Source organism: Streptomyces sp. NPDC056835 (assembly GCF_042789485.1).
In the GTDB taxonomy this organism is placed as follows: domain Bacteria; phylum Actinomycetota; class Actinomycetes; order Streptomycetales; family Streptomycetaceae; genus Streptomyces.
In genome coordinates, this window is the sequence record NZ_JBHUBB010000007.1 from 281,497 (window position 1) to 292,189 (window position 10,693).

Sequence of the window (10,693 nt, forward strand, 5' to 3'; positions counted from 1 at the left end):
GGATGCCCCGGGCGGCAGGGCGCCGCGCCTTTCTCCCCGGCGGCCGGATCTGTGGGGCGGGCGGGTCAGGTCAGGGTGACCTGGACCGTGCGGACCGTGCCGTCCGGCCGGCGGTAGGTGACCGGGACGACGGCGCTTTCGCGGAGCTTGCCCAGGCGCGCGTCGCGCAGCTCGTTCGCGGTGCTGACCGGAGTGTCGTTGAAAGCGGTGATCACGTCGCCGGTGCGGATGCCGGCGGTGTCGGCGGCGCCGCCGGGGACGACGGAGGCGACCAGGGCGCCGCTGCGGTCAGGGGTGTCCTTCCGGGTGATCCCCAGCGCCCCCTGAATGCCCTCGGTGATGACGACGTTCAGGGGCTGGGCCTCACCCCCCGCGGCGAAGGAGCCGGCGTACTGGCCGCCGGACAGCGGTGCGTCGGGCGTGGCCCGGAGGGTGACGTGGACCGGGTTGGCGAAGGTCCAGCGGCCGGGGGGCAGGGTGACGGTGGCGGTGGAGCCATCGGCGGCGATCGCCACCGAGCAGCGTCCATTGCCCAGGCACCGCATGCCGAGCGCGGTGATACGGGTATGGAGCGGAGCGGTCACGGTGAAGCGGCCGGGGCCCGGCCGTGAGCGCTTGTCCGGCGGGAAGACGACAGTCCCCGGCGCGCCGGGAGCGTCGAGTTCGGGGACGTTCTGCTGAGCCGGGATCACCCCTGCGCCGGCGGTCGCCGCGGCGGCGGTGCTCCGGCCGGGGGGCGTCGTGCAGGGATGGGCCGCCGCAGCGGGCAGCGCGCCCGCGAGCAGCACGGCGGTGGTGAGGCTCGCCAGGGCCCATGAGCGCAGGGAACGGGAGGGGAACATCGCGTGTCCTGTCAGGTCGTGCCCGCACAGTGGCGCGCGGGTCGTGCTGACACGCGGCAGCGCGGGCGAGGCGGAAGTCCCATTGGGCCAGGTCTCCAAACTGACCACCGCGAAGACACGCCGCCGAAGACACGCCGCCGAAGACACGCCGCCGAAGACACGCCGCCGAACACACGGCGCCGAACACACGCCGCCGAACACACGGCGCAGCACGCGACAACACAGTTCCCGCCCCAAGCCCCCGCTTCAAGCCCGCTGACAAGCGTGCCGGTTCCGCCACGCCCCCTACCCACTGGAATGAAAACAGCTTCCGGGCGACCGCCGACGCCACCAGCCCGCCGTTACGGGCGAAACGAACCCCGGAGCGCACGTACATTCCGGGGCTGGTCGACGTTCCTCCCGGATCTACGGGCCGGGCGCCCTGGCGGCGTTCGCCAGGTGGGCCTGCTCGGCTCGGAGGGTGAACGTCCGGGTGTCGGCGTCGGAGCGGCCGGCGCTGTCCGCGATGGCGGAATTCAAAGGGGGGGATGAGAAATCGAATCCGTCGCGTTTCCGAACGGAATGCACCCAACTGAACGACGAAAATATAATAACACTTGCCCTTTGTGCCCTGACAAATGAATCCACAGCAGCAAGTCCGCTTTAATCGCGCGATGATCATCACGGTCCTGATTCGCAGAAGAAGTAACCTTTCTTCCTGATTTGCGCGGTGAGGGGCCCGGATCCCCCGCAGTGGCACAAGCCATGGACCGATCCGGCTCACGCCACGCCCGAGGGTGTTTTCCTCGGATAGGGGCTGAATAGTGAATTCACGTGGATCACCCATATGCACCGCATCGTCGCGCGCTTTTTCGGTGTTGGATCCCAACGACAGAAAAAGACGGGCTGTGCAACCCGGGAAGTGCCCGCTACGCCACCGTCCCACTCAGGAGTTGGTCTCTCGATGACGCTTAATTTGCCTGTCGTGACGCTAAGACGCACGATGTCGGCCTGAGCCTGGTCGGTGCTCACCGTGGTGCTCGCCGCCACGATGATCGTCGCTACGTCAACGCGGGCGAATGCCCTCGCCACCCCTGTGCCACTGGGTACGGCGACAAGTTTCGCGGTTCTGGCCGGTCAGTCTGTCACCAACACCGGTCCCTCGGTGATCACCGGGGACCTCGGCGTGAGTCCGGGAACGGCGATCAGCGGGTTCCCTCCGGGTCTGGTGAACGGGGTTCAGTACTCCGCGGGCCCGGTTGCCCTTCAGGCCCAGTCGGACCTCGTCGCGGCGTACAACAACGCCGCTGGACAGTCCACGAACGGCGCCCTTCCGCCGGACGCCGGTGGTCTGACCCTCGTTCCGGGCGTCTACACCTCTTCGTCGACGCTCGGGCTCACCGGCACCCTCACCCTTGACGCCCAGGGCGACCCCAACGCTGTCTGGGTGTTCCAGGTCGGTTCGGGTCTGACCACGGCGTCAGCCAGCCGGGTGCTCCTGATCAACGGCGCTTCGCCGTGCAATGTGTACTGGCAGATCGGCAGTTCGGCCACGCTGGGCACCGGCACCACGTTCGTGGGCACCATCATGGCCCTGACCTCCATCACGGTGACCACCAACGCGAGCATCGACGGCCGGGCGCTGGCCCGTAATGGTTCGGTGTCGCTGGACACCAACAGGATTACCCGTCCGCAGTGCGGCACCACCACCGGGGGGACCACGACTGGCACCACCACGACTGGCACCACCACGACCGGCACCACCACCGGAACCACGACTGGCACCACGACCGGCACCACCACCGGAACCACCAGCGCCGGTACATCCGGCAGCGCCACGAGCGGCCTGCTCGGCGGGGTTCTCGGTGGCCTGACGACGGGTGGAGTCACCAACGGCGGCCTTCTGGGAGGTGCCCTGACGGGAGGCATCGTCGCGGGCAACACGGCCGGCAACATCACCGGCGGGAACGTCACCGGCGACATCACGGGCGGGAACGTCACCGGCGGTAATGGCGGCGAGCACGGGAAGCCGCCTCACCACGGCGATGAAGGTGACCACGGGAAGCCGCCTCACCACGGCGACGAAGGTGACCACGGGAAGCCGCCTCACCACGGCGACCACGGGAAGCCCCCTCACCACGGCGATGAAGGCGACCACGGGAAGCCGCCTCACCACGGCGATGAAGGCAAGCCCCCTCACCACGGCGACGAAGGCGACCACGGGAAGCCGCCTCACCACGGCGACGAAGGCAAGCCGGGCGGCTGGGAGGGCCACCAGGGCTACGGCGATCAGCCGGACATGTCCGGTGACCAGGGCCAGGGTGACCAGCCGGGCGAGCCCGGGGGCTTCAACGGCTAAGAGCGCGAGCGGGACCGGTGGCGCGCGGCGGATCGTTCTCGATTCCGTCCCGCGCCACCGGTGAAGGTCCAGGAAATACGCAGGTGAACATGCGAGTTGGGAAGGCCGGGTGGGGCTGTGCCGGGTGGCATTGAATCAGTGAATGTGAAGGACCGGGAGCAGAAATGTGCTGGGCCGGCCTCACCAGGATCGTCCGGAGAATCACCTGCGGCCCGCGGTCCGTCAAGGCCGGCTGGTCCGCTGAGGGCGGGGCTGGGCGCGGCCGTGGCGCTGTGCCTGGCGGTTTCTCTGATCCATGTGCTGATGGTGTTCTTGCATGTGGCCCCTCCCAACCCGGTTTCCCAGCAGTTCAGTCGGCAGGTCACCGCGTGGGTCTATCCGTTGTTCGAGCAGAACTGGCGGCTGTTCGCGCCGGAACCCGAGTCAATCAACCGGCAGATCTCGGCGAGAACCGCGCACCGCACTGCGGACGGCACCGTGCGGGTGAGTACATGGTTCGATCTGAGCGGAGTTGATGATTCAGCGGTCGAGCACAACGTTTTCCCGAGTCATACGACACAGAACATGCTGCGCCGGGCCTGGACCTCTTACACCGAATTGCACGGCAGCGATGACGAGCCGCGTTCGGAGCGCGCCGTAATGATCCAGAAGTATCTGCGCAATATCGCGGCGGACCGTGTCGCCGCCCATCGCCGCGGTGCCTTCGAGTCAATTCAGCTTCGCGTCACCAGTTTGCCCATCGCCCCGCCCGCCACGGCGAATGGCGACCGCCCGGCGGCCAGGACCGCACCGGCGCCGAGCGACATCCGTGTCCTCCCCTGGTGGAAGGTGACCCCCGATGGGAACTGAACAAGAGCCGGTCACGGCATCCGTACCCCGTCCCCGCTCCCGCCCACGAGGGCGCACGGACGGCTCGCGGCTTCTCCACCGGGCCGGTGCTCTCTTGGCCACACTGACCGGGCGGCCCGTGTCCCTGTACGCCGCGGCGGTGCTGCGCATCGGGTACGGCCTGCTCTATCTCGGCTTCCTGCTGCGCGAGTTCCCCCACCGCGACGAGATCTGGGGGCCGGGTGCTGCGTGGACGCCGGCACTGGCGAAGCAGTTGCTCGACCAGACGGAATGGGCGAGCATCCTGACACTGTCCGACAGCAGGGCGTACTTCGAGGTCTGCTACGCGCTGGCCGTCGTGACGTCCGCACTCTTCATGCTGGGCTGGCGGACCAGAGCCGTGTCCCTGCTGTTCGCGGTGGTGGTGTCCTCGTTCCACGCCAGGTCGATCTTCATGACGGACGGAGGAGACAACCTCATCCTCCTCATGACCGTCTACCTCGTCCTCACCGCGTGCGGCCGACGCTGGTCCCTCGACGCGCGCAGGGCCCGGCTACGAGCTTCCCGGGACGGGGCGCCGAAGCGGCCGGCCGACTCACGCGGAACCGGACGTACGGGCCAACTCGGCGATGCGCGCAAGACGTTGGTCACTGTCCTGCACAACTGCGGCATGTTCGTCATCGCCGCCCAGATCTGCATCCTCTACGGCTCCGCCGGCCTGTACAAGGTGCAGGGCGCGGTCTGGGGCAACGGCACGGCTCTCCACTACGTGCTGAACCTCGATCTGTTCCGGCCCTGGCCCGCCCTGTCCCTCATGGCCGACGGTCATGTGATGCTGATCGCCATCGTCGGCTACCTGACCGTTCTGCTGCAGGTCGCCTTCCCGTTCGTCCTGTTCGGCCGGCTCAAGTACCCCGTCCTGACCATGCTGCTGGGCATGCACATCGGCATCGCGGTCCTCATGGGACTGCCGCTCTTCTCCGGCGCGATGATCATTGCGGATGCCGCGTTCCTCCCGGACCGCTTCTACCAGTCCCTGGGACGGCTGTGGCGGCGCACTCCGCGGCCGACAGAGACCACCGAGCCGGGCTCATCAGGTGAAGGCACCGCGATCGTCCCGCCGCAGCCCGGCCCTGCCGTCGTACAGAGGACAGGCTGATCGTCGGGCATCCCCACGGTGTTCGTTCGACCTGCTCGCCGACCGCGTTCTCTCTGAGCTTCACTGGGCCCTCGCAGTAACCGGCCATGGGCACTCTCGTTGATCAGGACGTGTCGAAATCCAACCCGGCCTCCGAGCCCTGGGTGAGGGTTGGCACGGCGGGGGTGCAGGCGGGCCAACCGTTTCCCGTCCGGGGCGGTTCCCGTCAACCATTGCCGTTACGACAAGCACCGGGGGCCCTGTCCATCTCCTTGCGGGGCCCCCGGCCCCACTTCCTCGGCTTCTGCGAACACACCAAGAACCGGAGGCCCATCGATCTCTCGATGGGCCTCCGGCCTGCTGTGCACTCGGCAGGATTCGAACCCGCGACCCCCGTGTTCCCCAGGGAGCTGACGGCGTCACTCACCGGCGTCGGGCGGGAGTGACGGAGCTTGCGGCGAGTGTGGGCGCGTGGGCTACACGCGGGAGTTGCGGGCAACATCCACCAGCCCCGCCCACGCTTCCAGGGAGAGCACGAGCATGGGGCCGCTGGTGTCCTTGATGGGTTCTTCGATTTTGGTGCCGCTGCTCGTCGGTGTTTGGTACCTCTTGATGGCGGTCGGCGTGATCGTCGACACGGTCTCCAGCACCCCGTTCGCTGTCGCGCTGCTTCTCATAGGGGGCGCGCTGATCGTCGCTGGAGTCCGTATGGCGACAGGTAGCCCGTCAACGGTGCGGTCCGCCCGGCGTAGCGAGGGCGTCGACGGGCTGGTCGAGCAGGCTCTCAAGTTGCTCGTAGGTGGCACTGGGGTGTCTTGCTGCCGCGTTGGTGGATGCTGGGGATCATGCTGGGGTGTCGCCGTCGCGGTGGGCGAGCAGGGCGTCAGCGGCATCCTCCATACGGCCGATCTACACCACAGACTCCGGCCCAGACCAGCACGAGCACCCCGACCAAACGTCACACCAGCCCGCTGAAGCAGCTCAAATCAAGTTGGCGGAGGTTCACCGGAGAGCCGGGTGCGGTCAAAGCCGTCTGCCCGGTTCGGGAAGGGGGGGCAGTCGAAAAAGGACCCGAGCCGCGGGCACCTCGTCGGCGGCCTATTTCACTTGACGCGGCGGGGGCTGGAAACGGAGCGTCAGCTACCGCGCCAGCCCCCGACCCTACCCGTTTGAAGGGCAGCGAAGCCCCCGGTCAGCGGGGCGTCATCGCTTGGCGATGGGGAGGGCTGCGGAGGTCAGGTGGGCCAGCTCGTTGTGCCCGTACTCGTTGGGGTGAGCCGCGCCCCACAAGGCATAGTCGGGGTTGGTCTTGGGGGCCGGGACGGGCCAGATCCACCGGTTGGGGGACGCGGGCTGGCAGGGCTCGTGCCCCTTGAAGTGGTCGTAGGTGTTCACGTAGGTGACAGCGAAGTTGGGCTCTTTCGCGGCCAGCCCGGTGACGGTGTCCTCGACGCTTGCGTTGAACGCTTCGAACTTGCCCCGCAGCCACACGAGGTCACCGTGGGAGACCGGCCCGAGCCCGTTCCTCAGGAAGGGGATGGGATCGGTGTAGAAGTTGCACCGCGTCACGTCCTGGGGGATGACCGCGGGATAGCCGACGACCGCTACCTGCGCCTGCGGAGCCCGCTTGTGGATTTCCAGCAGGGCCTTCTGGATTTCCTCCTGTGCCCCCGGGATGTCGAACTGGTAGTTCCTCTCGCCGTTTTCGGAGCGGTCCTTGCACGAGGTGCCCTGGGGGTCGTTGCCCCTGCCGGTGCCGCCGAAGTCGCGGTCGGTCCCGTCATTGATGCAGGTGAGGAAGGCGTTGCTGACTCCGCTGTCGTTGCCTCCCATCTGAAACGTCACGTACTTCGTACCGGCGTCGACCTCGTCGATCATCGCCGGGGTCCTCCCGCCGTCGATGGATTCCCAGAAGCCGCCTCGTCCGGACCCCCAGACCCCCTTCTTGAGGGTCGCCCCGTTGCAGGAGGTGTCGGTGATGTCCCAGCCCTTGGCCTCGGCCACCTGATGGGGATAGTTCCTCAGCGACCGTCCGCCGCAGGCTTCGTCGGTCGGGTCGAGCGGCTCGATGGACCCACCGGCGGCGAACGAGTCACCGATCGCCACGTACTTGGGATCGGCCAGCTTGGACATCGCGCGCGCCGGATGGGACTGCGGTGCGGCGACAGCGGCAGACAGCCCCACGCCAAGCAAGGACGCGGCGGCTGCAACGATCGCCGAACTGCGCAGCAGACGGCGTGACGAACCTCGACCGGGCAAGGTGACCTCCTCGTTGGTGCCCCCACCTCAAGGCGGGTAGGGACTCCGGCGAATACTCACCAAACGCTCAGGTAAGAGGCAAATCGGTACACCATATGGGTGACGGGGATGTTCGAATTTCCGCAAAGTCTCGATCGGCAAGCCTCTGACAGTCGTCGGCGATCTGGTCGACGAGGGAGTCCAGCTCCTGGCGCGGCATGCCGGTCAGGGCCGGATCGACAGCGCAAGCCGCTGACTCGAGTGAAGAAGGAGGTCAACAGGTGATCGCCTGCGAACGGGCGGTGCGCGAGCACGCGTTCGCGCATCTGAAGAACCGGCACGTGCTGACCAACTCCATTGGGCGCGGCCGTCATGGCCGGGCGGGCGAAGGATCGGCCCCGCGCCGAGGGCCACTTGGGCGAGGCCACGACGATCGCGGACCGGACCGGACCGGCGAGGCCGTTCCGGTCCACTGGCTGGCGTTCGGCCCCCCAAACGTAGCGGTGCACCGTGTGTCTGTCCTCGCGGAGCTGGACGAGTACGGGGCCGCAGCAGAGGCTGGTCAAAGCGTGGCTTTCCCCGCGGACTGGCCCGCCTCCCGGAGGAGCCACCACCACGCCGAGATGGCCCGCGCGCAGATGTGGACCGTAGACATCGACCGGGCGTTCAAGAATCTGTTGGGGTCAGCGACTTAACTGGGTGTCGGGCGTTATCTGCGGAGTCGCTGTTACGCGCTCCGATTGGCCGTGGTTCACCGCCTCGACTGGCTCGGCAGTTGTGCGATATGGACGAGTGCCACTTCTCCGTTGCCGTCGAGGAGGTGGCAGAGGGCATCGGTGCTGGGCCACGTTCTTTCGGCCGTGATTCGGTGTTGCGTGGCGGTCGGCTGAAGCCGCGCGAAGCGGCGACATCCCGAGACCGACGGCGGTATCCCGGTGGAAGCAGGCACTACCGTGTCGCTGCGCATCCACAAGACCCTCGTCTCCGCGAAGCTGACTCTCCCGGAGGGAACCAGCCAGCTGCTTCCCGGCACTCAGACCACCGTCACCGTAGAGCTGAAGCACGTCGTTGCGATGAAGATCGGCATCCCGTTCACCATGTCCGCCCCCGGCAACCGCGGCACCACCATCGCCACCGGCACCATCACCAACATGGAGAACCTGGCACCCGTCCGCGCCTGAGCAGCCGTAAGGGCGCCGCTGACGCTACGCCCCGCCTCCCGCCAGGCAGCTTCACCTCTCAACCGACTGTGCCGCTGGTGCGGGCCGCCTTACAGCGGCCCGCACCAGCGGCACTTCACCTGAGGGGCGGTGGACCGTCTGCTACAGGACGGCGACGGTGAAGGGGACGTCGGCCGGGTCGTTGTGGTAGTTGCTCGTGACGACGGTGATGGTGCGGGTCTTGCCGTTGCAGTTGCTGTTGGGGATGGCGGTGATCATGGACCGGTTGTTGTTGACCGTGGCGAGGACGGCCGCGTTGCGCAGGTCGATGGTCGGGTCGGAGACCGCCACGCAGTAGTAGCCCGCGGGCCGCCCCTCCAGCCGCGCGGTCGAGGCGACGTTCTTGGTGGCCAGGAGCGTCCCGTTCGCGCTCACCTTGGCCGCGGCGCGGGCGTAGGGGGCGTTCAGGTCGGCCGGCGCCGCCGAAGCGGAAACGGTCAGGAGCGGTACGGACGCAACGGCGGCGACGAGAGCGAGGATTCGGGTGCGCACGGTGGTGCCCTTCTCGGCCACGTCCGTCAAGGAACGTGGCAGGTTCGGATGAAGGCGTGGCCGCCCGGACAGCGGTGATCAGGACGGCACTTCAAGAGCCGCCGCCACGCCGGTGATCACGCTAGGCGCAGCACCTCCGAACAGCCGCATTGACCAGCGGAAATACCCTCGTTCGAGTGAGACGGGCGTATACAGCGCGCGGTACGGGGGCGAGGAACGTCGACGTCGCAACGTGCGCCGAGCCCCACCGGGCCTGCGCCGTTCCTGGGGCGGGCCGGGACGCGTAGGCCATCTTCACTGATTCGAGTGGGCCGCCAGCGTTTTCACACACACGGTTCCCTCGCCATCGCGGATAGCGATCATGGTTTCCGTCGCAAGAGGAGAGTTCCGTGTTCACACTTCGCCGTACCACCGTCGCCATCGCCCTGGCCTGCCCGAGCTTCGGCGCACTCGCGGTACCGGCTGCCACCGCCCAGCAGCCCACGCGCGTGGCCCCGGTCACCGCCCGAGCGGCGGACAACGTCGTGCCGCTGGACACCCGGTCTACCTCGTCGAGACCGCCACCAACACCGGCGTCGGCATCCAGGTCTGGGGCAACTACGACTACTTGCGGCTGAGCAGGGCCGGGGCACTGGCCGACAAGGTCATCCTCCACCGGCAGGGAGACGGCGTCATCATCGAGCACTCCACGGGTCACTGGGACGGGTACCGGTTCTGGCAGAGCTCCGGCAACGGCATTTTCCTCGCCCAGCGATCGAGCGCCACCGTCTACACCGTCCACCTCACCGACAAGGGCTTCCTGTTCAAGACCAAGGAGGGAGCCAGCGCCACCTACCCGAGTTACGGCAAGCGGTGGCTGACGGACTACAAGTACGTCATGCCCAACCACCAGGAGCTCGCCTACTTCCGGTTCCAGAAGTAGCACCCCACGGCCAACCGCCAGCGGTGACACATCCTGGTAAGGGCCATGGAGCCGTCCACTCCGGACCGGGGTAGACGGCTCGGTCCGTTGCAGCCTCCTTCGCTCACGGATGCGCCACCCGCGAGTTCGGCTCCGACGCCCCTTCGGAGAACCCGAACCCACGACCTTTTGCCCCTCGCGAAGCGGGCTTTCTGACATCCCAGGTTCCTGGCCTATTGCAGCTGGACGAGTGTGCCGATGAGAGAGGCTGCAAGGGTGAGCGTGATCGTGAACGTGGTAGCAGCCCGGACGAGGGCCGTGGGGTAGGTGGCGCCGTCTAGACGGGCCAGTTTGGCCGCTCCGGCAGCGGCTAGCAGTGCGAAGACAACCACCAGCGCCGCCGTGAGCAGAATAATGGCGAGGACCGCCATGACGATCTCCCTGTAGAAGTGGGGATAGTGACGTCATCGAAGGTCGCGGAACTGGTGTTCGCTATGGCGCGATTGGACGATGATGAACAACGTCGGACGCGGGGCCGGGGGAAGATGTGCACGACGACCGCAGGGACTGTGAGGCAGCGCTCACCACGCTGCGCAACGCGCTAGTGTCTTGTGATTCTGATCGTGTTACTTCGAGTTGTTATTGACGAGTTTCTTCACGCTGGTCTGGACGAGTCGGACCTTGGTGAGGATCTCG

At 67.3% G+C, this 10,693-nt stretch carries 10 protein-coding genes; 5 read left to right on the top strand and 5 right to left on the bottom strand.

All coding sequences use genetic code 11. From position 1 onward, the window contains the following. Positions 1 to 65 precede the first annotated feature (65 nt). On the bottom strand, positions 66 to 842 hold the full coding sequence (locus ACFRMN_RS10825; protein ID WP_383016502.1) for a PDZ domain-containing protein: 777 nt from the start codon (positions 840 to 842) through the stop codon (positions 66 to 68). A gap of 1,003 nt (positions 843 to 1,845) precedes the next feature. Between ACFRMN_RS10825 and ACFRMN_RS10830 the strand changes: the two genes are divergently transcribed. From ACFRMN_RS10830 to ACFRMN_RS10840, 3 genes are all read left to right on the top strand, one after another. After that, positions 1,846 to 3,180, top strand: coding sequence for an ice-binding family protein (locus ACFRMN_RS10830; protein WP_383016505.1), 1,335 nt, complete (start codon positions 1,846 to 1,848; stop codon positions 3,178 to 3,180). Positions 3,181 to 3,444: 264 nt separating this feature from the next. Beyond that, on the top strand, positions 3,445 to 4,029 hold the full coding sequence (locus ACFRMN_RS10835; protein ID WP_383016507.1) for a DUF5819 family protein: 585 nt from the start codon (positions 3,445 to 3,447) through the stop codon (positions 4,027 to 4,029). Further along, the gene (locus ACFRMN_RS10840; RefSeq protein WP_383016510.1) at positions 4,019 to 5,167 is read left to right on the top strand and encodes an HTTM domain-containing protein; all 1,149 of its coding nucleotides are present in this window, start codon (positions 4,019 to 4,021) and stop codon (positions 5,165 to 5,167) included. Before ACFRMN_RS10835 ends, ACFRMN_RS10840 begins: the two co-directional genes overlap by 11 nt. Positions 5,168 to 5,622: 455 nt before the next feature. On the opposite strand, the gene ACFRMN_RS10845 is transcribed toward ACFRMN_RS10840, so the two are convergent. Further along, complete coding sequence (locus tag ACFRMN_RS10845; protein WP_383016512.1) at positions 5,623 to 5,823, bottom strand: hypothetical protein; 201 nt, start codon at positions 5,821 to 5,823, stop codon at positions 5,623 to 5,625. Positions 5,824 to 6,349: 526 nt separating this feature from the next. After that, a complete protein-coding gene (locus tag ACFRMN_RS10850; RefSeq protein WP_383016515.1) occupies positions 6,350 to 7,405 on the bottom strand; it encodes an SGNH/GDSL hydrolase family protein in 1,056 nt (351 codons plus the stop codon). Between the two features lie 932 nt (positions 7,406 to 8,337). Between ACFRMN_RS10850 and ACFRMN_RS10855 the strand changes: the two genes are divergently transcribed. Further along, a complete protein-coding gene (locus ACFRMN_RS10855; protein WP_383016518.1) occupies positions 8,338 to 8,565 on the top strand; it encodes a hypothetical protein in 228 nt (75 codons plus the stop codon). Positions 8,566 to 8,706: 141 nt separating this feature from the next. On the opposite strand, the gene ACFRMN_RS10860 is transcribed toward ACFRMN_RS10855, so the two are convergent. Beyond that, positions 8,707 to 9,117, bottom strand: coding sequence for a hypothetical protein (locus tag ACFRMN_RS10860; RefSeq protein ID WP_383016520.1), 411 nt, complete (start codon positions 9,115 to 9,117; stop codon positions 8,707 to 8,709). 340 nt (positions 9,118 to 9,457) lie between these two features. Between ACFRMN_RS10860 and ACFRMN_RS10865 the strand changes: the two genes are divergently transcribed. Then, entirely contained in the window at positions 9,458 to 10,018 is a 561-nt protein-coding gene (locus ACFRMN_RS10865; RefSeq protein ID WP_383016523.1) for a hypothetical protein, read from the top strand. A gap of 212 nt (positions 10,019 to 10,230) precedes the next feature. Here the strand turns inward: ACFRMN_RS10865 and ACFRMN_RS10870 are convergent, their stop codons facing one another. Then, complete coding sequence (locus tag ACFRMN_RS10870) at positions 10,231 to 10,428, bottom strand: hypothetical protein (RefSeq protein WP_383016526.1); 198 nt, start codon at positions 10,426 to 10,428, stop codon at positions 10,231 to 10,233. Positions 10,429 to 10,693 lie beyond the last annotated feature (265 nt).